Below are 22,909 nucleotides of genomic sequence, written 5' to 3'. Positions count from 1 at the left end.
TAAGGATATATGCTTATATCCATCTGTCATTTATCTCTTTACCCTTCACATCTCCCTATCCATCAGCATTTGCGGGTGAAGCCTCTTTCCAAGCCTTCACCCGCAAATCCATAATAAAAGTCTAAAAATCATTTCCTGACAATCCTATCCCTGCTTATCCCGTAATATCCCTCCACAGGCACATATATCGGCTGCATAGGCAGCCCTATATTCCGTATTTTTCCTTCCAACTTCAATCTGCGGATATGTTCCATAGCCTTCGACCTCATAAATCCGCAAATCTGTTGGAAGTCTGCACGGGTCATCAGCTGATGGTCGGCAAAATAAGCACGGAGACACATGTCTATTTCCACGTCCGATAACTTACTGGAGTGTCCGTCATGCTTGATATTTTTAAGCTTTACAGCTCCTACTTCGTTCTTCAATGCCTGGTCGGCACGAAACTTGATACCTTTTAAGCGAACCTTGGTATTTTTGCGTTTCGTCTCTGCCGTCACCTCTTCTATACATTTCAGCGTAGGATGAAAATAGCCTATCCCGTCCAGATGCACTTGGCGTCCGTCGCCCAGTTCCTGCCCTAACACATGCGACAGTGCATCGAGCACAGCCGTTACATCCGTTTCCGTCAGCGAACAACGCTCCTGGATTTTACGCCTCACGTAGTCTGTCCCTACCTTTCCATTGTACGTAATGCGTGCATGGAGTTTTTTCTCATCCGGCCGGTTTGGTGGAACCGGATTCTCATACCATTCAAAATGAATTGCCATTGTGCAGTATTTATTTATATTGTGTAAATATAGTGTTTTCCTACGAGATAATCTATTTTTCCTTTAAGATAAACCGGTTACCGACAACAGTCAACAAAGCAGCCGACTGTTGTAAACAGAACAGCCAACAGTAATGAACAGAACGGTTGACTATAGTCAACACCCTATTTTGCAACGAGAGAAAAAGAATTATCTCACATTGAAAATACAATAACACAAGGTCTTTCCACATACTGTACCACCAATAAAAATAGTATAAGAAAGGCTTGCAAAAGGCTTCCTGCCGATAGTAACTTAGTGGCATGAACCCATTAATAAAAACAATGCATACCATGAAAAAAAGCATTATGAAATTTATCCTCTTTCTACTAAGAAACCGGAAGCATGACAAACCTGCCCGCGTGCAAAAATGTAACCTGACAGAACAGGTAAACCGCTTTTTGCAAAACAGTTACCTCTTCCGTTACAACCTGCTGACAGACGAAACCGAATACCGCCCCGCCAATGCCGCAGACAAAACGTTTGTCACCATTGGCAAACGGGAACTGAATACCCTATGCCTCGAAGCCCATGCCCGGGGAATTCTATGTTGGGACAAAGATATCAGCCGTTTTCTTTTCTCCAAACATGTACCTGAATATCATCCCTTCCTGCTTTATTTTGAACAGCTTCCCGTTTGGGATGGCATCGACCGGATAACCCGACTGGCCCAACGCATCTCGTCCGAATCATATTGGATAAACGGTTTCCATACATGGATGCTCGGTCTCACTGCCCAATGGACAGGACAGACTGGAAAGCATGCCAACAGCGTAGCTCCCCTACTCGTCAGCATCCGACAGGGCTGTCTGAAATCCACATTCTGCAAAAGTCTGATGCCCGACAGCTTGTCCCGCTACTATTCGGATGAAGTGGAGCTTACCTCACGGAGCAATGCCACCCGCAAAATGTCGGAAATGGGACTGCTGAACCTCGATGAATTCGATAAATATTCTCCAGGAAAAATACCACTGCTCAAAAACCTGATGCAAATGGCGGATTTAAACCTTTGCAAGGCATACCAAAAGAATTTCCGTAACCTGCCCCGTATCGCTTCTTTCATCGGCACGAGCAACCGTTTCGACTTATTGTCTGACAACACCGGCAGCCGCCGTTTTCTCTGTGTAGAGGTAAAGGATAAAATTGATTGTACCTGCATTGAGCACAAGCAAATCTATGCACAACTGAAACAGGAACTTTCGGATGGAGCACGCTATTGGTTTTCGGCCGAAGAAGAGGAAGAGCTCCAAGAGCACAACCTCATCTTCCAGCACCGCAATCCGGCAGAAGAAGTACTACGCAGTTGTTTCCGTCCTGCAACATCCGAGGACCCAAAAGAAAAAATAAGAAATCTCTCCGCTGCCGACATCTTCAAAGAACTGAAAAAGCAAAACCCTGCCGCCATGAGGGGAAGCAACCCGAACAGTTTTTCGCAGCAGCTCGTGCCTGCCGGTTTTCTGCGAAAGCACGGACGCTATGGAAATTTCTATCCGGTAGTGTCTCTGACATAAAAAAATGAGGTGCTTGTCCGTTATGGTCCTCCCAACAAAGGGTTCACCCGCAAAGCCTGATGAATAGGGAGATGTGAAGGGAGAAAGGAGAATATGTCACACGGACAGTCAGAGGATAACAGTTAATTTTTCCACAAAGAATATCAAAAAATACTATAATATTTACGATGTATCATGTATTTTTGTGCTCGATAACGGGTGAGAATACCTCATTACGATTATCAGCCTTACTATATTTAATAACTATAAAAAACAAACTTATGAATCTAAAAAGACTTGCAAAAAGAGCATTGGCTACTCTGTCGTTGAGTATGCTATGCTTAATCGCCTTTGCACAAGGTCACCAAATCTCAGGTACCGTAATCGACGGTACAGGTGAACCTATTATCGGTGCAAACGTATTGGAAGTAGGTACGACCAACGGTGTAATTACCGATATTGACGGTAATTTCAAACTCAGTGTACAACCCAATGCAAAAATCCAGGTATCATTTATCGGTTATATCACGCAAACCGTTACAGTGGGCAGCCAGAAGAACATTAAGGTAACACTGAAAGAAGATGCGCAGGCATTGGATGAAGTGGTGGTGGTAGGTTACGGAACAATGAAGAAAACCGATGTGACAGGTTCCTTGGCTTCGGTTTCTGCCGATAAATTGGCCGCCCGTGGTGCGCTCCGCGTAGAAGATGCTCTGCAGGGATCTGTTCCGGGAGTCAACATCACGGCAACCAACAGCCGCGCCAATGGTAAATTCAGCATGCAAATCCGCGGTCAATCTTCCATTAACAATTCAAACGGTCCTCTTTACGTAGTGGATGGTATGGTAGTCTCTTCTATCGACTTTCTGAACTCCGAAGATATCGAACGTATCGATGTGCTGAAAGATGCTTCTTCCACAGCCATCTACGGTTCGCGTGCATCCGAAGGAGTGATTTTGATTACCACTAAAGGAGCCGGAGCCGGACAAAGCAAAGCCCAACCGGTAGAAATTACATACGATGGTTATTACGGTATCCGAAAAGTAGCCCGCATGCCCAAATTCATGGAGTCTACGGAATGGATGAACTACCGCTTTGCCAAATATACAACTTCAAGCGGTCCGGACGAAACGGGACATATCAAATATATAATCAAAGATGCAGACTTGCAGTCTGTATTCCAGAATGGCACTGAGTGGAAAGAGTCACCTTTGTATACACGGTGGATGAATAATGAAAGTTATGATTGGGCAGACCAGGTACTGCAGACCGGTTCACAACAAAACCACTTCATCAGTGCAAGCGGTGCAAGCGAGAAAACATCCTACCGCTTGGGTGCTGGTTATCAAGGCGAAGAAAATGTTTTCAAGAAAAACAGCTATGACCGCTTCAACATCAAAGCTGCTTTCGACAGCAAATTATCTAAAATAGTGGAAGCAGGTATGTCGGTCAATATGGTATACGATGTGCAGGATGACTGGATTACCGATTCTTCCAATGCGTATTCTCCTTACAACAATGCTTTCTGGTTTGCTCCGGTCATTTCTCCGTGGGATGAAGACGGAAACCTGTTGGCCAAACCAGCAAAAGTGGGCAATATGTCTTTAACATCTACTCCGTCTCCATTGGTTGATTTGGATATCGATGCTTACGAAAATCAGACCCGCAAATTCCATGTGTTCGGTAATGCTTATCTCCGCTTCAATCTTATGAAAGGACTGAAATTCACAACGACTTTCTCTCCCAACTTCTACCATGGACGTCAAGGCATCTTCATGGGTACCGGCGTTTCGGACAAATATCCTGACGGAACGGCATATTACCAGAATAAAAAGCAAAACTATGCATCGGTTGTCAACACAGACCGGCTGGACTGGACATGGGATAACCAGATTGATTTCACCAAGACCCAGGGCAATCACCGCTTGGGAGCTATGGGACTGTTCTCCATGTATAGAACAGACAAAGAAACTTATACCCAATCCGTTACCAATATATCTGATGACAGATTGTCTTACCATGCCATGGAAAAAGGTGCCAAAAACCAGGCTACCAAGTCCTCGTATACCGAATCGTCCATGGTTTCCGTAGCTGCCCGACTGAACTACGCCTACAAAGAACGTTACATGGCCACAGTTACCGTACGTGCCGATGCCTCTTCACGCTTCGCAAAAGGCAACCGCTGGGGATGGTTCCCCTCTGCCGCCCTGGCATGGAGAATGTCCGAAGAAGATTTCCTGAAAGATGTGGAATGGTTGGACAATCTGAAACTTCGCCTGTCCTATGGTATTACCGGTAACAATAATGTAGGAGATTATGCTACAAGCTATTACACATCGGGACCGTCTTATGCTGTAATCGGCGGTAATGAATTCCAAGGTTATTACGGTAACGGAATCATTGACCAAGCCCTGATGTGGGAGAAAATCAAGGAATTCAACTTCGGTGTGGACTTTGCCGTATTGCAGAACCGGATCAATATAACGGCAGATGCTTATCGCCGCCTTGCCGACGGACAAATCATGAAATCGACAGTGCCTTTGGAAACCGGAGAAAGCAGTCTGACAACCAACATTGGCTCTGTTCAGAACGCCGGTATTGAGTTGGGCGTCAACTTCGGAGTTATACGCAACCAGAACTTTACATGGGATGTCAATGTAGCATTCGCACGCAACTGGAGTAAAATCAAAGAACTGCCGAGCGGAGACGATGTCAGCAACAACTGGTTCATAGGCGAACGCCTGAATGTACTGCGCGACTACACCTATGCAGGTGTAATTACGGCGGACGGAGTCACGATGCACACTATCAATGGAGACAAACACTATACATTACAGGAAGTGTACGACAAATATGGTCCCAAGAGTCCCAATAAACTGAAATGGTACGAAGGCCAGATGGCTGTAAACGACTGGAACGATGATGGAAAAATCAATGATGAGGACAAGCAGATTTATGGATGCACCGACCCTAAATGGACCGGTAGCCTGAGCTCCACAATGACCTATAAAGGCTTCGACTTTTCGTTTATGCTTTACACCAAACAAGGACAATGGTCACGCAGTTATTTCCACGAACAATACATGGATATCAGCGACCGTGGCCGTCAAAAGATGAGTTTCGATTACTATATCCCGGCAGGAACTCCGGTTTTGGACAAGGCAACAGGAGACATCACTTACTTGGAAACACCGCACATGGGTGCTTACCCCTATCCTAACAATTATGAAAAAACAGGTGGCGGTTACTTCAGTAAAAGCAGCTCGGGAGTAAGATACCAAAAAACGTCTTTTGTAAAGGTTAAAAACATCACTTTAGGTTATACTTTCCCGAAGAAGTGGATGAGCAAAATAGCCGTTAAACATTTACGCCTTTACGTAAACGTACTTAATCCGTTCTGCTTCACCGGCTACGATGGTTTCGATCCGGAATGGGCAAGCGCAAACCTGACTGACGGCGGACCGGCTTCCGTAACCTACCAGATTGGTGCAAATATCAAATTCTAACCAGTAAAACATATAAGTAATATGAAACTATATAAAAAACTATTATACACAATGTGCATGGCTGGCTCTATCACATTGACCGGCTGTGACGATTTCCTCACGCCTGACAATAAAAGCGCGGTAAATGATGTGGAATATTTTACCACTTCTGCCGGTTTACAAGCTCTGACATACGATGCATACGCCCAACTGAAAAATATCTTTAACAGCAGTGATGTAACCGCTTATTTCAACTCCGGAACAGACTTGTATCAGGATGGACGCAATGATATCAGTGCAGCTCTTCACCGTTGGTCTAATTTTACTCCTGAAAATGGGACTGTAAAAAACTTCTACACAGATTGCTACGATGGAATACGTTCATGTCTTGCCATTCAGTACTATGCTGCACAATCAACGGTGAGTGAAGATATAAAACAAAAAAACATTGATGAAGGTCGTTTCATCGAGTGTTTGTATTATTACTTGCTGGTCAATAATTTTGGTGGCGTTCCTTTAGTAACCGAATATGCCAAACAGGCCGGTGAAATCAAAGAACAGCCCCGTGCTACGGCAGAAGCAGTATATACGCATATCATCACAGAACTGACCAACATTATCGACAATAACAAATTGGTTGCTTCTTCTGCAACAAAAGGAGGAGGGGAAGCCAGCATAGAAGCCGTTAAGGCATTGCTGGCAAAAACTTACTTGTCTGCTGCATGGGACTTAAAGAAAGATGATTACTTTACCAAAGCGGCAGCCTATGCCGACGAAGTTATTGCCGGACGTAAACTGACAACCGAATTCGCCAAATTATGGGCTGCCGACCGTTCCGGAGATGACAATGAAGAGTTCATCTTCGATGTGGAATACGATGCAGAAAACCAGCATGACAAAAATGACGGTAATCGTTGGCAGAGTTTCTTTTCCAACTATTACGGGGGTAGCGAAGAAGGCATGAAAAATGGTAGTTCATCTTTCATACCTTACATGCATGCATTGAGAAATTTTGAAAAAGGAGACAAACGCTACGATGCAACTTTCATGAAGACCCTACTGGTCAAGAAAGAATGGGATATCAAGAACGGATTTAAAGATGAAAAAGGCAAGCCTATCGGCGACTATTTCTCTTTCTACAAAAATGGCGGCAAAGCTGACGGCAAAATGGTAGGAGTGTATTATCCGGCTTATTGGGAAAGTGACGCTGCTTCCGTTGCTGAGTGGCGTGCCAAAGACCCGGAAAACCGGAAAAACACATTTATCATTCCACAAAATGATAAAACAGCCAAAATGGAGCCAATGTCCACTTACGTAAAAGACCTGGCAGAATATCCGGACGGGGTTATTGCCAAATATGATTTTGACGATGCCTCCACGCAAAAACTCAGTTGGTCTGTACAGCCTTGCCGTAAATTTGACGACAGCCAAACCGCTGACTATAATGCCGGAAAGAGTTTCCGCGACCTCCACGTAATCACACTGCCGGAAATGTTTTTCGTAGCAGCCGAAGCTTACTACAAATTGAATGATCCCAAAGCCTTGGAGCGTTTGAATGTTGTACGTGAACGCGCCGGTTTAACAGCTGAAAATAATATTGATTTGGACATCATATTGAAAGAGTCGGCCTGCGAAATGTTTGGAAACGGTTATCGTCGTATGGACCTTCGTCGTACCGGTAAATTGGTTGAATACAACAACAAATACAATCCGCATATGATAGGTACAGCCGCTGCTACCATAGGAGAAAAATTATTATGGCCTATCCCACAAGCAGCTATCGATGCCAACGGCCAGTTGAGTATGGAAGACCAAAATCCCGGATATTGATTATTGCTTCCGTTTTCTGAATAATATTCACTAAAAGAAAGATGAATTCCGAAATTCTGATACTTCGGAATTCATCTTTCTCTTTTTACAGCTTACTCATCCTCTCCCCACAAATCCTTATCCGAAGGAGCCTTTTTTATATTCCAGGCTATTATCAAGCCAATAACCAGCAAGCATATCAAATATATAATCATAAACTTTGTTTAGTTTTCAAGTAATTCAAATACAACAAGGCTCCAACAGTTTATGTTCATTCCGAACACGAAATAATGGTTTATTTCAGCACTTTATCCCGATACTCCGTGGGTGTCATTCCCATTTTCTGCTTGAAACACTTACTGAAATAACGAGGGTCATTGATACCCACCATATAGGATATTTGCGTCATGGAATACTCACCGGTGGCTATCAACTGAACTGCACGATTGATACGCATTTCCTTGATGAACTCGATAGGCGCCAATCCGGTCAAGGTTTTCAACTTCTTGAAGAATACGGAACGGCTCACGGCAAGTTCCTGCACAAAATCATCTACCACCAAGTCACCGTTATCCATGTTCTTCTCCATCAGTTCTATAAGTTTATCCATAAACTTACGGTCGTTGGGAGACATTGCCGCAGATTTATCCGTTTGAGGATTATCCTGGACATTACCGGTACTCTGTTCATCGGCAACGGCTGGAACCGCTCCCGCCTGCATCAAGTTATGGCGGTACAACGTTTGCAGTTTCTGCCGCTGGGCAAGCAGGTTCTTTACACGTACTTTTAAATAGGTAGCGCTGAAAGGCTTGGTTATATAATCATCAGCACCGTACTCCAATCCTTCCAACTTACTTTCGATGGACGACTTCGCCGTAAGCAACACAATGGGAATATGGCTGGTAGTCATATCAGCACGCAATTCACGGGTCATAGCGATACCGTCTTTTTCCGGCATCATCACATCGCTGATAACAATATCCGGCAGAAACTTCAACGCCTTATTCAGCCCCTCCATACCATTGGCAGCCTCTACAATGCGATACTCGGAAGCGAAGATACTGCGCAGGAAAATACGCAGTTCGGAATTATCTTCTACCAGCAGCATCAAATCTTTGGATGCATCTCCACCGCCTTTTTCCTGAGAACCCGTTTCCGGTTGTGAGGGCTGCGCGTCTTCCGTATCCGCCGTTTGCCGGTAATAAGCCTCCAGACCAACTGTTATATCGTCCTGCATAAATTCCACCGATTCGTCATACTGCTCCTTGCCTTTCATAAAGTCTATCTTGAAGCAACTGCCCTCTCCCAACTTGCTATCTACCGTAATCAAAGCTTTGTGCATCTCCACCAGCTCTTTTACTAACGACAAGCCGATGCCGGTACTTGGATTGAATAAATTACGGTCTACCAGATTCTCAAAACGGACAAAAATAGATTTCTTCTTATTCTCGGCAATACCGATACCCTGGTCCTGCACGCCAATAGAAACGGTTTCTTCGTCCTCATGGATAAAAACTTTTATCATTTTTCCATTCGGAGTATACTTGAAAGCATTGGAGAGCAAGTTGAAAATAATCTTTTCATACTTATCGACATCCACCCACAGATAAAGTTCGGGCTTTTCCGTTTCGAACAAGAAGTCAATGTGATGCTCCTCGGCCACCGAATCGAAATTCTCCATTATCTTGCGGGTAAAGGCCACTACATTGACACGCTGCACCTGCATCTTCATTTTTTTGTTCTGAATCTTACGGAAGTCGAGTATCTGATTGATGAGACGCAACATACGATTTGTGTTGCGCTCCACAACCTGTAGCTGTTCACGGGCATCCGCCGGCAGTTGCGTATGCTCCAGCACGTACTCTACCGGACCAGAAATCAGCGTTAAAGGAGTACGCAGTTCATGGGAAATATCCGTAAAGAAACGCAATTTCATATCTGTCATATGCTGTTCCACAACAACTTCGTGCTTCAGACGATAAATCGTAAATAAGATATAGACAGCCGTTATTATAATCAACAGAACAAACAGGACATACAGGAAATAGGCAAAAGGAGTTTCCCAAAAGGAAGGAAGTACTTCAATATCAAGCAAGCGCATGTTATCCGTCCATACTCCATCGGCATTGGTAGCACGTACCTTAAACACATAATGCCCTTTGGGCAGGTTGGTATAGGTGGCGGTACGCTGCTTGCCGACATAGTTCCAAGATTTCTCAAATCCCTCCAGAATATAGGCATACTGTATTCCGGCAGGTTCCGTATAGTCAAGTGCGGCAAAACGAATCGTGAAAATATTTTCCTCGTGCGAGAGTTGCAATTCACGGGTATCATCCAAACTCTCTTTCAATATATTTTTTTCATCCGGAACAACGTCTTCATTGGCTATAAGCAATTTGGAAAACACTAACGGCGGTACATATGTGCTCTTCCTGATAGAATCGGGATTGAACAACAAGACGCCGTTGCTCGTACCAAACAGCAAGTCTCCCCACGAAGTATAGGCCGATGCCGCTTCGCTGAAGCGGACATGAGGCGAGACATGACCGTCTGCATAGTTTTCAAAACGTTCTTCTTCTGGAATAAATTTGCTGATGCCATTCTCCGTACTCATCCAAAGATTACCCCTGTTATCCTCACGTATGGAGAGCAATATATCCGAAGGCAATCCCTCGGCCACGCCATACGACTTGAATATTGCGTTGCCGACAGCATCTATAGTCTGCAACTTATTCAGCCCGCCGCCGAAAGTAACCAGATAAAGTTCGTTCTTCCGGGTAGACAGAATATAGTGCACATCGTTATTGCTCAAGCTGTTTACATCGTTCTGCACACGTACATAGTGATGAAACACTGCATCTTCGGGCTTCTTAAAATCACTGTTTACCATTAATGCGCCGACCGTAGTGGCAATCCATATATTTCCGCGATGGTCACCTGTAACGAAGCGCACCTTATGGCAATTATCTATAGGGAAACCTTTCAGGTTGTTACGGTGGTTGACAAATATCTCCCGTCCGCCACGATTATGGGTGAGGTAGTTGATTCCTCCTCCAAAAGTGGCAACCCAGATACGTCCTTTCACGTCCTCATAGACACAATATACATTGTTGTCACTCAGGCTGTAGATATCATCCCTGCTATGGCAATAGCGGGTCAGTTTATAATGTCCTCCACCCTGAGGCCGGGCTTTTACCAATCCCTCACCCTTGGTTGCAATCCAAATGTTGTGCTTACTGTCTTGAAATATGCAATAAGTATTTCCCTTTAACGGTATCCCCGTATGTGATATCGTACCTGTCTCCGTGAAGTATCCCAGTTCCGTGCGATTCTTATCGTAAATCCTTATTTTGCCGTCTTTCAGTCCCACCCAAAGATTATGCTCCGTGTCTTCGCAAAGAGCACGCACCTCATTGCTCAATGATTCATACCGATGAGGTTCCGGCGTCATCATACTGAAAAAGGAAGAGCGGAAAGTGATTTTCTCCAGTCCCTTGGAATGGGTGCACATCCACAGATTGCCTTGCCTGTCGGAAAAAGCAGAATGGATTTTATTGGAAAAACGCCAGTCGGTATCCGAAAAGCCGTTATAGAAAGGACGCAGGCAATTAGCAGCCTTATCGAAACGCGAAAAACCTCCGCCATAGGGATGCACCCAAACAGAACCGAAAATATCTTCGTGCACGTGAAAAGCCGGACGGGAACGGTCGGTAGATGTAGGCTCTACCAGGATTACTTCCGTTTTCAGCACTTTTGTCCTTGCATTAAAATGTGCAACGGTTCCCGCAATATCCTGCCCGAACCATACTTCCGAGTTTCTGTCTATATAAATGGAGTGAACAGGAGTACCCGGCAGACGGGAAGCCGGATAATGAACAGTTGTCTTAGCGGGCGTATTGTAAGTAAAAAAGCCGTCTGTCTCTGTAACCATTATCAGATTATGTTCGTCAATCTTTCCTACAGCCACGATATGTGAGGCACAAGGCAACTGCAATAACAGAAACCGGCCGTTTTTCTTCTGATAGCGCCATACGCGTCCGCTATCCGACCCGAAAAAGATTTCATTTCCACATTCCTGGGCTGTATAAAAAATTTGGCCGCCTTTCTCTTTCTTCAATGTTTTCTCTACGAAAAAGGACGTAAGGGCACCACTTTCGGCAGCAAGCATCCCCAGCCCATTGTCAGTCAGCATCCACTCATTTCCGGAAGCATCCTCATAAACATCGTATACACGTGCAGCCGGAAACAAACCGTTATCAGCTGAGTACATCTCTGATGAAAGGCGAAAACTCTCCGGATCGGTCTTGATACGGATAGCTCCTTCTCCCTCCGAAAGTAACCAGACCGAACCGCAAGGCAATACCTTGATTGAAGTTACCACAAACCTGCTTCCTTCTTCTTTCATGGCAGGAACACGTTCAAATACTTCGGTACGGGGATTAAAACGCCAAGCCTGATTGTCGTAAGTAAGCAGCCACAGAAAACCGTACCGGTCTTCATACATATAGTCCACCCGGTTGTTTGTCAGGTTAATGCGGTTATCAAACTTTGCCTTATAAGTCCTGAAATCATACCCGTCGAATTTATTGATGCCATCCCAAGTGGCAAACCACATATTTCCCTTTCTGTCTTGCAGAATACTCATGACAGTGTTCTGCGAAAGTCCCTCTTCGGACGAATAATGGGTAAAGACACACTCCGGCTGTGCTCCGGACGGTAATGCAAATACAAACAATAAGCCTATGACCAGATATAGAAGTTTTCTCATAACATATTCGTTCTGTGGGGTAAAGATACGCATTTCGCCGAAAATATCGTATATTTGTCATTATTTTAAATACCACTATGAAACCAAGCGTTATACTTTATGCTGTTTTCCTTACCGTAAGTCTGGGTATAAAGGCTCAACAAGCTGATACGGTAAGTTATGAAGTGACAAAAAACATGCCCGTTTTCTACGAGCAACTGAAACAGCAACTTACCTATCCCGCAGCATGGGGAAAGTCTACCACAAAAGACTTCGGGAAATGGAAAATCGAAACACGAAATGTAGTGATGGAGTGCATGCAGAATCTGCCACCTGCTCCCGCGAAATACGATATGTCTGTCGTCGGAACAGAGCAGCGGGCGGGATATGAAGCCCGCAAGATATGGTTTAATGTTTCGGAATGGTCTCGCATACCGGCTTATTTATTGGTTCCTGACGGAAAAGGGCCTTTTCCGGCTGTGATAATGCTGCACGATCATGGAGCACACTTCTCCATCGGCAAAGAGAAAATGGTACGTCCTTTCGGAGTCTCACCGGAAATATCGGCTGATGCCGAAGATTGGGTGGTCCGTTGTTACGACGGACAATATACCGGAGATTACTTTGCACAAAACGGTTACGTAGTACTGTCTATCGACGCCCTGTTTTGGGGAGAACGCGGACGAAAGGAAGGAGTAAGTTATGACGGACAGCAGGCACTGGCTTCCAATTTCATGCAAATGGGAGCATCCTGGGGGGCTTTTATCAACATGGATGATGTGCGTAGTGCCGAGTTTCTGGCTTCACTGCCATTTGTCGATAAAAATAGAGTAGGTTGCCTCGGGTTCTCAATGGGTGCCTACCGTTCCTGGATGCTGGCTGCGCTGACTGATTGTATAAAAGCATCCGCTTCCATCTGCTGGATGAATACCACAGAGCATCTGATGACGCTGACTAATAATCAGAATAAAGGCGGTTCCGCTTACTCCATGCTTATTCCAAACTTAAGGCGTTATCTGGATTATCCGCATACAGCAAGTATCGCATGTCCTAAACCCGCCCTTTTCTTCAATGGAAGCAAAGATAAGTTATTCCCGATAGAAGGAGTAAGAGATGCATATCAAACAATGCGAACAGTATGGGACAGTCAACATGCCGGTGACAGGCTTGTGACTAAGATATGGGATGAGAAGCATTTCTTTAACAAGGAGATGCAGGAAGAGGTATTGGAGTTCTTTAACAAAGAAATGAGAAATAAGGATTAACGGTCAGTGATAACTTTATTAATAACAATCACTGACCGCTAATGGTCAATCGCTATTTCAGATGTCTTTTTATCCAAAGTAAATGCCCATACTCCGTAGCTTCAGATGTCCAGTGTTCGTTAATAGGAGTGATTAGCGCTTCTTTGGGGCAATTCAACACATTATATACGATATAACTGGTAGTGGGCGGACAAGTATCATCATTGTATCCCCAAGTCATGTAAGTAGGAATTTTTATCCGGCGGGCAAAGTTTACTACATCATAATAAGCCATTGTATTCAACTTATCGGCAGTATCCATACCTGCTACACGGAAGAAATGCGGATAACCTCCCGCTCTGCCAGCCTTATAGCCTGCCATATCGCTTAAAGCCGGATGATTGGCTACACACGCTGTTACCCGTGTATCCAGTCCGGCGGTAATCAATGCCAAAGCACCTCCCTGGCTACCCCCTTGCACAATGACATTCTTACCGTCCCATTCGGGTAAAGAAGTTAGAAAGTCAATACTGCGGACACATGCCAGATAAACGCGTCTCATGTAATAATTATCCTTATTATCCAGTCCGTTTGATAAATACCCGTTCTCTCTGCCGTTGAACGCATTACTGATTTCCTTGAACTCCGCTTCGGACATCTCCGGATTGAGTCCATGTATCTCCATCTCAAAACGGATACATCCCTGCTCTGCATAGTATTTATGACGAAGAGGGGCTTTGATAGTTTTGATTCCTGCACCCGGCGGACAAAGCACTACCGGGCAAGCACCTTTCTGCATATTCCGGGGACAGGTTAAATAGCCGTAAATACTTTGTCCCCGACTGTTCAACTGTAGTTTAACCAAGTAACAGTCTATCTTGTCGGTAGAATACTTTTCAACCCGCTCTTTCGTATACAACAAAGGGAAAGTTGCAATTTCAGACTTACTCTTATCCCAGAATTCATCGAAATCGGCAGGCATCTTCGTATAAGGTTGAAGTTTATCGGGCGAGAAACCTACCTTTACATGATGTTTATAAGTTTTTCCAGCGATAGTGGTCTGTAAACGGCAATCCCGGAATCCGGGTTGCTTCATTGTGCCGATAGTAACAACGGCTCTACCATTCTTCAACGTAACAGAGCCTTTCGTATCCGAAGGCATCATGTCATCTCCAAGTTCATAACAGACAGTTACACCATCCTGCGGGATGCCGTATTTATAGAATTGTACTTCTACGGTAGCTTTCTCCCCTGTCTGATAGAGCCAATCGGCATGATTGGGTACGGTAACCCAAAGTACATCGCTCCTGTAAGGATAATTTTCCGCACTGGCAGTCAATGCCAAACCCAATAGCAGAATAAGAACTCCCAATATTGTTTTATTCTTTACCATGTCAGAATTGTTTTATCAATCAACGTTTAATGTTTACCAATGCATTGCCATTAGCAACCGGATTCCAACCGTCAGTACCGGCAAGAACAGACTCTATTTCATATCCTTCCGTATCTTTCAACTGATGGGAGAAAGCAGCGCGTGCTTTAGGATTAGCACCCGGGCCATAGCTGTCGTACTCTGCATAGAAAACGGTTTTCTCAGCATCTTTCTTATTCCAGTTATGCCAACCGACCGGAAGAATATGCTTTCCTAAATCGCAATGAATGAACACAGCCTGAGCAAAAGGACGCCACGGACGGGACAAATAAACATTCTTCACGTTGGCATCCGCAGTTAATTTGCAGTCATAAAATACATAGCCGTATTTCTGTCCTTCATCGGTAGAAGGAGCTGTGACATACCCGTCACGTTTACTATGAATATGGCAACGGTTGAATACCGCCGTAGACCAACCGAATATAAAATCGACCGTACCCTCTATATAACAATCTTCATAATACTGCCGCACTCCCTTCCCATACGTATAGAGTGTATCTTGAAATCCGAGAAAACGGCAGTTCTTGAAATAAGCACGGTCGGCACTGACAAAACAGGCAACAGCCTGCCCTACCGGACCGGATGTATTCTCGAACGTGATATTCTCCACATAAAAATCGGGCGCATAGATATAACAGGAAGATGAACCGGACGTACCTTTGTTCTCTCCAAAGACATTCTGTTTATTGGCATAGTCGTCATAGGATATGACAGCTCCTTCCTGTCCTATCAAAGAGATATTAATCTTGCTCTCGGGCACAATCAGTTTTTCTTTATATACGCCTTTACGCACCAATATCGTGGTGCGTACATTTTTACGGAAATCGGGTACGGCATTAATAGCTTCCTGTACAGTAAAGAAATCGCCACTGCCATCCTGAGCTACCACGAAATCATAATGGCGGACATATTTTGCCAATTCCGGCACTTCTTTGGCAATGGCATCTACTGTAATACCGGCTATGACACGTGCACCGTATATGTTGAGGTGAGTATTGTCTTCACGACCTTTAGGCATGGCAGCAATTGTGTTGGCGGACACCCACATAAAGAGTTTCTTCGATTCTTTCGGCCCCAAGCCTTCTACCAAATCGTGGGTGAGTTTATTCATATCAATAAAAGGAACATTCAACTCTTTTGCTACATTGCGCGGAGAATCCAGATATGCTCCGTGCGTATCAATCAGTTTGTCTCCTTCCACCACATTATTTCCCTGAGAAGCGTCTTGTTTGGCATCAGGATTGATTCCCTTGCGAATATCATCCTGAAGAATAGCTTCCGCTACGGCTTTATTATCGGCCGTACCAAAGTTACGGCGCACAATGGAGTTGAACAGAACAGGAATACCGCCTTTCGCACGAGTCTCATTAACGAACTTACGCAGGTTGGCATCAAAGGTTGTTCCCGGGTCTGTATGGCGGTCGGCTTTGGGCTTTTCGTCGTTGTGCCCGAACTGAATAAAAACATAATCGCCTTTCTTTATCAGTGAAAGCACTTTGTCCCAGCGCCCCTCATCGATAAAACTCTTGGAACTGCGTCCGTTCATGGCATGATTATCCACCCGTATGTCTTCAGAAAAGAAACCGGGCAGGACATGCCCCCACCCTCTTTCGGGATTACCACCCACCAACGACTTATTTGACATCGTAGAATCACCAATCATAAAAATGGTAATTACCGGTTTATCGGCCTTGAAAGCGGAACACAAGAAAAAAGCTGCCAACAGCAGAATCAATTTACTTTTCATGGTTTTTCAAACTTATTATTTATCGCTATATTTGTATCAGGAAGTTATGAGAAAGGTCTAAGATATTGAAAATGAGCATGCATTATCCGCTCATTATGGTAATAGGTTACGATTTAGTTAGTTATCTACTGCATCATCCTTCTGCACGTTGCGTAACCTTCAAAGAACTCTTCAAGTGCAAAAGTACAAATAAAACGGGAGATTAAGACAAAATCTCCCTGATTTTTTCACCTTATTTTTGCGGGCTTTTCCGTAAAAGCGGTTTTGTCCGTCGGTACACCATCGCCCAAAAGGATTTTGGACGACCGTATGCCGACTACCGCATAAGCGGAGAAAAGGGCTTTGCGTCACGCCTGAACGAGCGATTATCGTTTCAGACTTATGACGCGAGGCCCATTTCTTTTTGCGCTTATGCCAAGGAGGTGCTTTTACGGATTTTCAGAGGACTTTTTCTTTTTTGCTGTTCCTTTGAGCCGTAAGCGGAAAGCCGTGCATGACCGCTTGCCCATGAATGGCACAAGCCGTCACCCACAGCAGGCAAACCGGGAAGAATGATTTTATCCGCCCGATCTGACAAGTCTGGCCGAACATATAAAATCATACTTCCTTGCATGTGGTTTGCCCGGTTTCACGCTTCCGGCGATATTCCTTTTCCTTTGAGGCTTCTTCTTTTTACGGATTTCTCTTTTGAAGTTTTTCCTGTCTAATCTGCCTCCACTTCCGTTTACCTCCATTTTCGCGCCTTTCAGTGGGCCGCATCAGGCAGTCATTTCCGTTCTGGGCGCAAAGGTAACTCCGGGATTGGACGGGAAAGCAAGGTCAAGCCTCCTGTTTCCGGCAAAAATCTCCAGCCCTGCGGGTAGTATTTTGGCCGAAAAACCTTGCATTCCCTAATCCCTACCTTTTCAAGCACCCGAAACGAAAACGACCGATGCGACAGAAAGACGCATTAAAAAAATGTCGGATAAACGAGAGGCAGATAGATAGTTTGAAACTCAACTCCCTCAGCTCTTGAATCCGCATTAAAAAACAAAAAATCAAAAACAGCGAAAATATGACGGCAACGGCAAATTTCAGACAAATGGCGCAGTACATAGGGCTTGCGATATGCGGCTTGATGGTGCGCACCGCCTTCGGGATGTTCGGCATCCTTTGGGACATCATCATGGAGATTGTAAACGGAGTGTTCCGAGTGGCGATAGGCGTAATCGTGGCTATCCTTTCCACTATCGCCTTCTTCGGATTTATTCTTTGGTTATTTACCCTTTAACCCCTACCGACATGGCAAAGAGAAGCAGCAAGACAGTAGAACAGCAGTGCAGATATTACGAGGTGGGCAACATCTTCGTGTATATGGTGGAAACGTACATCAACGGCAACATATCCGTGTTCCGTGAACTCTACCGAGAACTGAACAAGGACGCACGAAAGGACTTCATGGACTTCCTTTTGAGCGAGGTTGAGCCGACCTATTGGAGAGGAATACTGAAACAGACAATCTAAAATGACAGCGATATGAACAAGACAACGGAAAAGATACCTACATGGAGCTTGTGTTACCTTACGGGCGGTGACCGGGCGGGGCTGACGGAGGAAGAAGTCCGCTTGATAGACAAATGGACAAGCGATTGGCAGGTGCAAATCGTTTCGCCCCTCACGGACATGGACGGCAACGCACAGCCGTACTTCTCATACTATCCACTTTTCGGACTACCTGCCGAAGTGGAGGACTGCGACATACTTTATCTGAATGACAACCCAGCTAAAATTTGACGATATGAAAGGAACAGACCATTTCAAGAGAACGATACAGATGTATTTGGAGCAGCGTGCAGCGGAAGATGCGCTCTTTGCCAAGAACTACCGCAACCCTGCCAAGAACATGGACGATTGCATCACCTACATTCTGAACTATGTGAAGAACAGTGGTTGCAACGGCTTCACGGACGGGGAGATTTACGGACAAGCCGTGCATTACTATGACGAGAACGAGATAGAGGTGGGCAAGCCTATCCAATGCCAAGTGGCGGTGAACCACGTTGTGGAACTCACGGCGGAGGAAAAAGCGGAGGCACGGCAAAAGGCTATCCGGCAATATCAAGACGAGGAAGTCCGCAAGTTGCAGAACCGCAACAAGCCGACAGCGAAAAAAGAAACCAAAGTAGAACCATCATTATTTGACTTCTGATTATGAAACCGAGAAACAAGTTTGAAAAGGCTGTGCTTGCCCAAAGCAAAAGCCTTCGCCCGATAACCAAACGGCAAATGAATTGGGCGTTCCGTGAGTGCATAGACCATTACGCCTACCGACTGCCGAAAGGTCGTACCACCTGCATGGACTGCGGACACGGCTGGCTTATGGCAGAGCCAAGCGACAACTGCACCTGCCCCAAGTGCGGTGCAAGGCTGAAAGTGCGCCAAACTTTCGAGCGCAAACTTCCGCAGAAGCAGTATTTCACCGTCCTCACCACGAGCGGAGAATACCAAGTGCTGCGCATGTTCCTGCTTGTCGTGGAGATGGAGAAAGGCTGCAAGGCAAAGCCTTATTCGCTTGAAATCGGGCAGTATTGGTGGAACGCACAAGGGCGCATGGCGGTGGTGGGCATACAGCGTGTGTCGGGTTGCTACATCGACACGTTCTCCTTCGGCTCTCCGCTTGCAGTCCGCAGCGACAATGCGGCATACCGCCACATCGCCTATTCCCCGATATATCCCAAGTCCAAGGTTTTGGACGTATTGCGCAGGAACGGCTTTGACGGTGACTTCCACGACATAGTGCCGACCAGACTCATCCCTGCCTTGCTTTCCGACAGCCGAGCCGAAACACTTATGAAGGCAGGGCAATACCCGATGTTGCACCACTATCTGACATCACGTTTCGACATGGAGAGGTATTGGGCATCCGTGAAGATATGTATCCGCAACGGCTACACCATTTCGGACGGCTCAATGTGGTGCGACACCATAGACCTCCTGCGGCATTTCGGCAAGGACACGAACAGCCCGAAGTACGTCTGCCCCTCCGACCTCAAATCCGAACACGACAAGCTGGTGGCAAGGCGCAACCGACAAAGGGAACGTGAACGGACGGAACAGCAACGCATGAAAGCGATTGAGGACGAGAAGAATTATCTGAAAACCAAAGGAATGTTTTTCGGACTTGCATTCTCTGACAACCTTATACTTGTCAAGGTCATTGAAAGCGTGGAGGAAATGGAAACGGAAGGAAGGCTAATGCACCATTGTGTGGGCGGCTACCACAATCGGAAAAATTCCCTGATACTCTCCGCACGGATAGACGGCAGGCGCATAGAAACGGTGGAGGTGTCACTGAAAACCTTTGAGGTGGTGCAGTGCCGTGGCGTATGCAACGGGAACACCGAGTACCACGACCGCATCATCGCCCTTGTGAACAGTAACATGAGCCTTATCCGTCAGCGGATGAACGCAGCATAATATCAACCTATAATTATAATATTGAACAACATGGAAGTAAGATTTGAAAGCATGGTTTGCTTGTGGGACGATAAAATCCCCACGATGTTTCTTGAATTTGTGAACCTCCTCACTCTGACAACGAGTGAGGAGCAGTTAAGACGGGGTGTAAAGGAGTTTGCCGAAAAACACGAACTTGACAAGTTCTTCCATTACGGCTACGGACGCAGGCACTTTTGGATTCACCAACGCTATACGAGCAACCCCGAAATGGTAATGAAAAACAGAGTCCTGTCAGTACATTTTTAACGACCATTAAAAGCAACGATTATGGACAGAAAGAGGAAACTTCATTACTACAAGTATATCGTCAAAAGACATTTGAACGATATAAAGGCGCATATCGGATTATCCAAGAACGAAATGGAGAGAAGTTACTACCGTACCTACTATGCTGCCCAATTGAGTGTCTATGCAGAAGCACTCGGAGTGCAGGAAAAGTATTTAGAAAAATTTATTCAAAAAGATGATTATGGCAACACGAATGACCGTTAACGGAGTAAGCACCTGCACGGAAGCAGGTACGGAGAAATACGAACGTTTCCAATCGGGTATCGGCAGACGCAAGCGGACACTTGTGCAGTATGATTACCACCACCCTTTAGACGGAGAGTTGTTCTCTTGTGTCAAACCCACGTTGGACGAGTGCCGAGCCGCACGGGACAAGTGGCTTACGGCAAAGGGAGGAAAGGAGGGCAAACGATGAACGCAGACTACCAGACGCTGATTGTGAAGTTCGGCAAGCCTATCAAGGTATTGGACGACATTTTCAGAGATACGCAGTTTTGGGGAGTGGCAACCCTAAAAGAGTGGATAGATGACTACGAAAGTAGCAGGTTCACAGCCATTGACAGCCACACGGCAGTCATAACGAGCGAGTACAATATGGAGTGCCTGCTGGAATGGCTGAAACGATGCACACCCATCGCCGAGATAACAGAATTTTGAACAAGTTGGCGGTGTCCGCACCGCCAACACATAAACACCTAAAAAACAATGGATATGATAGCAAAGACGATTTTGGAGCAGATAGGCGGCAGACGCTTTGCCGCCATAACGGGTAGCAGGGACTTCATAGACATGGGGAACGGACTGCGCATGAGCCTTGCGAGGAACAGGACAAGCGCAAACCGCCTTGACATCATCTACGATGCAGGGGCAGACCTCTACAACATGCGTTTCTACCGCAGGACGTTCAGCAAAAAGACATTCGAGTGTGAGACGAAGGACATCGAAACGCACGAGGGTATCTATTACGATATGCTGGAAGAAATGTTCACGATGGTAACGGGACTTTACACCCGATTTTGAGAGGCGGGCGGCGGAAGCCGCCTACTTTCTTTCATGAGCATGATGGCGGGGAAGAAAGTAGGCAAAGAAACCTTGTCCAATCTCCGATAACATTCACAAAAACGAAGTTTTAATCATGGAAACAATCAGACAGAACGGAAAAATCATCCTGCACAGTAGTGACAGAACAAGCATAAGGATGATTTTCAAAAACCTCACGGGGAGGAATTTTCAAGGTCAGGAGTATGCGGATTATATCCGATACATAGCAATCTGGGACATGGGATTTTCGCCCGGCGTCATCGAGCATTGCAGGGATAGTGAGGTAATCGGCAAAGGAGAAATTCCGAATGTATGAAAAGCGGAAAATCCGATGAAGTTGCGGCTTCATCGGATTTTCATTTGTCAGTCACTTGCCATGTTACGGAACGTACAGCAGCGCGAACTCCGCCTTTCTCCGTTTGAGCAGCATGGCGTGCCGTTCCCCCTTGTAGTGGCAGAAAGCGATATATTCCCGGTAAATGTCCCTGTCGCCCGCTTCCAGCTTCCGTATCAACTTGCTTTTGGGGTATCTCTTACTGCCCAGCAGCTTCGCAGGACCCACATTGAAAGCCAACGTGCCAAGCAAAACGCTGTCGCGCCCGAACTGTCGGAACATGGCACAGAATTTCCGCAGGTCTTTCCGCAGGAGTGCGTCTGCCTGCCGCTTCGTCATGGTGCGTGCCGAGTATTTCTCGCCTTTTTGTAAACGATGCCCCCAGCCCACGTAGGGATAGCAACCCTCCGAGTGCCAGCCCTCAAAGTAGCGCGTACACAAGAAAGCCCTCTCATGCAGGGACAGATGGTATAGTCCCGTTCCCTTACCTGTTTCTCTATGGCGGTTGCCCTGCGCCCACAAAGAGCAGACCGCCGAAAGGAAACAGAGCGTCAGTATCATCCTGCACTTCCTCATAGGCTCATAACAGGATGATAGTAACCGGCAGGCAGGGTGCCAACAACCTTTTCTTCCTCATCATCGGAGCGGTTTGAGTTGTTGAAGTCAAATTCCAGTTCGTAGGAATTTTTGAAGTTATCTTCTATTACCACGATGAAGTTGTGCGCCTCGTCACCCTGCGCCGTGTAATACAGCCGGAACTTCCCGTTTTCTTCAGCTCACAGCGGATTTCCACCGTCTGCCCCTTTGTGACCTTGTTCGGCACGGGCATGGTTTCCACCGTGAAGGGATAGGATTGCTGGATGTCCATGTCGTCGTCGCACGATACGAATGTGAATGACACTGCGGCGAACAGGCAGAGTGCCAACGCCTTGAAGATTGATGTTCTCTTGTTCTTGTTGTTCAGTATGTTCATTATTCTTTGATTTTT

General features: G+C 45.8%; 21 protein-coding genes and 1 pseudogene. 15 read left to right on the top strand and 7 right to left on the bottom strand.

Annotated features, from left to right (window positions below; translation table 11 throughout):
- Nucleotides 1-128 precede the first annotated feature (128 nt).
- Entirely contained in the window at nt 129-767 is a 639-nt protein-coding gene (locus tag H8S52_RS08140) for an HU family DNA-binding protein (RefSeq protein ID WP_005657408.1), read from the bottom strand.
- A gap of 347 nt (nt 768-1,114) precedes the next feature.
- Between H8S52_RS08140 and H8S52_RS08135 the strand changes: the two genes are divergently transcribed.
- From H8S52_RS08135 to H8S52_RS08125, 3 genes are all read left to right on the top strand, one after another.
- Nucleotides 1,115-2,317, top strand: coding sequence for a VapE domain-containing protein (locus H8S52_RS08135; protein WP_117741726.1), 1,203 nt, complete (start codon nt 1,115-1,117; stop codon nt 2,315-2,317).
- Nucleotides 2,318-2,577: 260 nt separating this feature from the next.
- A complete protein-coding gene (locus tag H8S52_RS08130; protein ID WP_186909611.1) occupies nt 2,578-5,802 on the top strand; it encodes a TonB-dependent receptor in 3,225 nt (1,074 codons plus the stop codon).
- Between the two features lie 21 nt (nt 5,803-5,823).
- Nucleotides 5,824-7,611: a RagB/SusD family nutrient uptake outer membrane protein gene (locus H8S52_RS08125; protein ID WP_186909610.1), complete on the top strand. Its 1,788-nt coding sequence runs from the start codon at nt 5,824-5,826 to the stop codon at nt 7,609-7,611.
- 274 nt (nt 7,612-7,885) lie between these two features.
- On the opposite strand, the gene H8S52_RS08120 is transcribed toward H8S52_RS08125, so the two are convergent.
- Nucleotides 7,886-12,358, bottom strand: coding sequence for a two-component regulator propeller domain-containing protein (locus tag H8S52_RS08120; protein ID WP_186909609.1), 4,473 nt, complete (start codon nt 12,356-12,358; stop codon nt 7,886-7,888).
- 77 nt (nt 12,359-12,435) lie between these two features.
- On the opposite strand from H8S52_RS08120, the gene H8S52_RS08115 reads away from it, so the two are divergent.
- Complete coding sequence (locus tag H8S52_RS08115; RefSeq protein WP_186909608.1) at nt 12,436-13,602, top strand: dienelactone hydrolase family protein; 1,167 nt, start codon at nt 12,436-12,438, stop codon at nt 13,600-13,602.
- A 52-nt stretch (nt 13,603-13,654) separates the two neighbouring features.
- Here the strand turns inward: H8S52_RS08115 and H8S52_RS08110 are convergent, their stop codons facing one another.
- The 3 genes from H8S52_RS08110 to H8S52_RS19810 all read right to left on the bottom strand — a co-directional run bounded on the left by H8S52_RS08110 (nt 13,655) and on the right by H8S52_RS19810 (nt 17,361).
- Nucleotides 13,655-14,974 (bottom strand): acetylxylan esterase, encoded by a 1,320-nt coding sequence (locus tag H8S52_RS08110; protein ID WP_186909607.1) that lies wholly within the window; start codon nt 14,972-14,974, stop codon nt 13,655-13,657.
- Nucleotides 14,975-14,993: 19 nt separating this feature from the next.
- Entirely contained in the window at nt 14,994-16,760 is a 1,767-nt protein-coding gene (locus tag H8S52_RS08105; protein ID WP_186909606.1) for a pectinesterase family protein, read from the bottom strand.
- Nucleotides 16,761-17,169: 409 nt separating this feature from the next.
- The gene (locus H8S52_RS19810; RefSeq protein ID WP_106624768.1) at nt 17,170-17,361 is read right to left on the bottom strand and encodes a hypothetical protein; all 192 of its coding nucleotides are present in this window, start codon (nt 17,359-17,361) and stop codon (nt 17,170-17,172) included.
- A gap of 453 nt (nt 17,362-17,814) precedes the next feature.
- Here H8S52_RS19810 and H8S52_RS08100 point away from each other — a divergent pair, with 453 nt between their 5' ends.
- From H8S52_RS08100 to H8S52_RS08050, 11 genes are all read left to right on the top strand, one after another.
- Nucleotides 17,815-18,030 (top strand): hypothetical protein, encoded by a 216-nt coding sequence (locus H8S52_RS08100; protein ID WP_032941018.1) that lies wholly within the window; start codon nt 17,815-17,817, stop codon nt 18,028-18,030.
- 11 nt (nt 18,031-18,041) lie between these two features.
- Nucleotides 18,042-18,263: a hypothetical protein gene (locus H8S52_RS08095; protein ID WP_032941017.1), complete on the top strand. Its 222-nt coding sequence runs from the start codon at nt 18,042-18,044 to the stop codon at nt 18,261-18,263.
- Between the two features lie 12 nt (nt 18,264-18,275).
- A complete protein-coding gene (locus H8S52_RS08090) occupies nt 18,276-18,533 on the top strand; it encodes a hypothetical protein (RefSeq protein WP_008655927.1) in 258 nt (85 codons plus the stop codon).
- 4 nt (nt 18,534-18,537) lie between these two features.
- On the top strand, nt 18,538-18,948 hold the full coding sequence (locus H8S52_RS08085) for a PcfK-like family protein (RefSeq protein ID WP_186909605.1): 411 nt from the start codon (nt 18,538-18,540) through the stop codon (nt 18,946-18,948).
- Between the two features lie 2 nt (nt 18,949-18,950).
- Entirely contained in the window at nt 18,951-20,216 is a 1,266-nt protein-coding gene (locus H8S52_RS08080) for a PcfJ domain-containing protein (protein WP_186909604.1), read from the top strand.
- A gap of 30 nt (nt 20,217-20,246) precedes the next feature.
- Nucleotides 20,247-20,504 (top strand): hypothetical protein, encoded by a 258-nt coding sequence (locus H8S52_RS08075; protein ID WP_008655920.1) that lies wholly within the window; start codon nt 20,247-20,249, stop codon nt 20,502-20,504.
- Between the two features lie 21 nt (nt 20,505-20,525).
- Entirely contained in the window at nt 20,526-20,750 is a 225-nt protein-coding gene (locus H8S52_RS08070) for a hypothetical protein (protein WP_186909603.1), read from the top strand.
- Nucleotides 20,728-20,961: a DUF3873 family protein gene (locus tag H8S52_RS08065; RefSeq protein ID WP_186909602.1), complete on the top strand. Its 234-nt coding sequence runs from the start codon at nt 20,728-20,730 to the stop codon at nt 20,959-20,961. The genes H8S52_RS08070 and H8S52_RS08065 overlap by 23 nt, the downstream gene beginning before the upstream one ends.
- Complete coding sequence (locus H8S52_RS08060; protein WP_186909601.1) at nt 20,901-21,203, top strand: hypothetical protein; 303 nt, start codon at nt 20,901-20,903, stop codon at nt 21,201-21,203. Before H8S52_RS08065 ends, H8S52_RS08060 begins: the two co-directional genes overlap by 61 nt.
- Before the next feature lie 54 nt (nt 21,204-21,257).
- Nucleotides 21,258-21,566: a hypothetical protein gene (locus H8S52_RS08055; protein ID WP_186909633.1), complete on the top strand. Its 309-nt coding sequence runs from the start codon at nt 21,258-21,260 to the stop codon at nt 21,564-21,566.
- Nucleotides 21,567-21,681: 115 nt separating this feature from the next.
- Entirely contained in the window at nt 21,682-21,903 is a 222-nt protein-coding gene (locus H8S52_RS08050; protein WP_186909600.1) for a hypothetical protein, read from the top strand.
- Nucleotides 21,904-21,966: 63 nt separating this feature from the next.
- Here H8S52_RS08050 and H8S52_RS08045 read toward each other — a convergent pair whose 3' ends face one another.
- Both H8S52_RS08045 and H8S52_RS08040 read right to left on the bottom strand, forming a co-directional pair.
- Nucleotides 21,967-22,497: a lysozyme gene (locus tag H8S52_RS08045; RefSeq protein ID WP_186909599.1), complete on the bottom strand. Its 531-nt coding sequence runs from the start codon at nt 22,495-22,497 to the stop codon at nt 21,967-21,969.
- Nucleotides 22,494-22,894 (bottom strand): annotated as a pseudogene (locus H8S52_RS08040) (TraQ conjugal transfer family protein). Before H8S52_RS08040 ends, H8S52_RS08045 begins: the two are co-directional and overlap by 4 nt.
- Nucleotides 22,895-22,909: the final 15 nt, after the last annotated feature.

This window comes from Bacteroides sp. NSJ-48 (assembly GCF_014287405.1).
GTDB classification, from domain to species: domain Bacteria; phylum Bacteroidota; class Bacteroidia; order Bacteroidales; family Bacteroidaceae; genus Bacteroides; species Bacteroides stercoris.
The sequence above is the reverse complement of the archived record's forward strand: the minus strand, read 5'-3'. Positions and strand labels throughout refer to the sequence as shown.

Bases quoted from the DNA above. Each gene is read 5' to 3' on its own strand.
- H8S52_RS08140 (WP_005657408.1), bottom strand. From the start codon at position 767: ATGGCAATTCATTTTGAATGGTATGAGAATCCGGTTCCACCAAACCGG.
- H8S52_RS08135 (WP_117741726.1), top strand. From the start codon at position 1,115: ATGAAATTTATCCTCTTTCTACTAAGAAACCGGAAGCATGACAAACCT.
- H8S52_RS08130 (WP_186909611.1), top strand. From the start codon at position 2,578: ATGAATCTAAAAAGACTTGCAAAAAGAGCATTGGCTACTCTGTCGTTG.
- H8S52_RS08125 (WP_186909610.1), top strand. From the start codon at position 5,824: ATGAAACTATATAAAAAACTATTATACACAATGTGCATGGCTGGCTCT.
- H8S52_RS08120 (WP_186909609.1), bottom strand. From the start codon at position 12,358: ATGAGAAAACTTCTATATCTGGTCATAGGCTTATTGTTTGTATTTGCA.
- H8S52_RS08115 (WP_186909608.1), top strand. From the start codon at position 12,436: ATGAAACCAAGCGTTATACTTTATGCTGTTTTCCTTACCGTAAGTCTG.
- H8S52_RS08110 (WP_186909607.1), bottom strand. From the start codon at position 14,974: ATGGTAAAGAATAAAACAATATTGGGAGTTCTTATTCTGCTATTGGGT.
- H8S52_RS08105 (WP_186909606.1), bottom strand. From the start codon at position 16,760: ATGAAAAGTAAATTGATTCTGCTGTTGGCAGCTTTTTTCTTGTGTTCC.
- H8S52_RS19810 (WP_106624768.1), bottom strand. From the start codon at position 17,361: ATGATTTTATATGTTCGGCCAGACTTGTCAGATCGGGCGGATAAAATC.
- H8S52_RS08100 (WP_032941018.1), top strand. From the start codon at position 17,815: ATGACGGCAACGGCAAATTTCAGACAAATGGCGCAGTACATAGGGCTT.
- H8S52_RS08095 (WP_032941017.1), top strand. From the start codon at position 18,042: ATGGCAAAGAGAAGCAGCAAGACAGTAGAACAGCAGTGCAGATATTAC.
- H8S52_RS08090 (WP_008655927.1), top strand. From the start codon at position 18,276: ATGAACAAGACAACGGAAAAGATACCTACATGGAGCTTGTGTTACCTT.
- H8S52_RS08085 (WP_186909605.1), top strand. From the start codon at position 18,538: ATGAAAGGAACAGACCATTTCAAGAGAACGATACAGATGTATTTGGAG.
- H8S52_RS08080 (WP_186909604.1), top strand. From the start codon at position 18,951: ATGAAACCGAGAAACAAGTTTGAAAAGGCTGTGCTTGCCCAAAGCAAA.
- H8S52_RS08075 (WP_008655920.1), top strand. From the start codon at position 20,247: ATGGAAGTAAGATTTGAAAGCATGGTTTGCTTGTGGGACGATAAAATC.
- H8S52_RS08070 (WP_186909603.1), top strand. From the start codon at position 20,526: ATGGACAGAAAGAGGAAACTTCATTACTACAAGTATATCGTCAAAAGA.
- H8S52_RS08065 (WP_186909602.1), top strand. From the start codon at position 20,728: ATGGCAACACGAATGACCGTTAACGGAGTAAGCACCTGCACGGAAGCA.
- H8S52_RS08055 (WP_186909633.1), top strand. From the start codon at position 21,258: ATGATAGCAAAGACGATTTTGGAGCAGATAGGCGGCAGACGCTTTGCC.
- H8S52_RS08050 (WP_186909600.1), top strand. From the start codon at position 21,682: ATGGAAACAATCAGACAGAACGGAAAAATCATCCTGCACAGTAGTGAC.
- H8S52_RS08045 (WP_186909599.1), bottom strand. From the start codon at position 22,497: ATGAGGAAGTGCAGGATGATACTGACGCTCTGTTTCCTTTCGGCGGTC.